Source organism: Actinomadura napierensis (genome assembly GCF_039529375.1).
Taxonomy (GTDB): Bacteria; Actinomycetota; Actinomycetes; order Streptosporangiales; family Streptosporangiaceae; genus Spirillospora; species Spirillospora napierensis.
The window spans coordinates 1-565 of record NZ_BAAAMR010000384.1; the positions used below are offsets into that span (position 1 = coordinate 1).

1 protein-coding gene is annotated in these 565 nt (G+C 45.1%); it reads right to left on the minus strand.

From position 1 onward, the window contains the following. On the minus strand, nt 1-565 hold a 565-nt coding region (locus ABD296_RS50060; protein ID WP_407061606.1), incomplete at both ends, for an Ig-like domain-containing protein.

Here is a 565-nt window from a genome sequence, read left to right on the forward strand (position 1 = left end):
GTATAAGTTACCCCATTAATAACAATTGTAACGGCTGTAGCAGCCGCATCTGAAGGAACGTTTTTCAATATACCTGTAATCGTGACATTGCCAGCCGCTTCTGATGCATTAATCACATTATCAGCTGTTACCGAATCAACAGCAAAATTAACACCATCCGTATTTGGACCAACTGCATCAACAATAGCTGTTCCTGGTCCTGATGTATTGCCAGCAGGGTCCGTTGCTACAGCTGTAACTTCATCGCCATCATTCAAACCTGGGTTTGGCACAGTCCAAGTACCATCTGGTCCTGCAACAACAGTTTTCGTACTACCGTCCGGATAAGTCACAGTCACTGTTGAACCAGGTTCTGCTGTACCTGTAATCGGGTCTGTCCCGTTAACTGGGTCAATCACTGGTGTATTTGGTGCAGTGGTATCAAGTGTATAAGTTTGTGTATCGTTAACACTGCTGCTATTACCTGCTGCATCTGTAAACGTTACTTTGGCATCAATTGTCTTATCTGCATCCGCAGTCAAGTCACTACCTGGTACGCTTACTGTCCATGTGCCCGCTGTGCTAT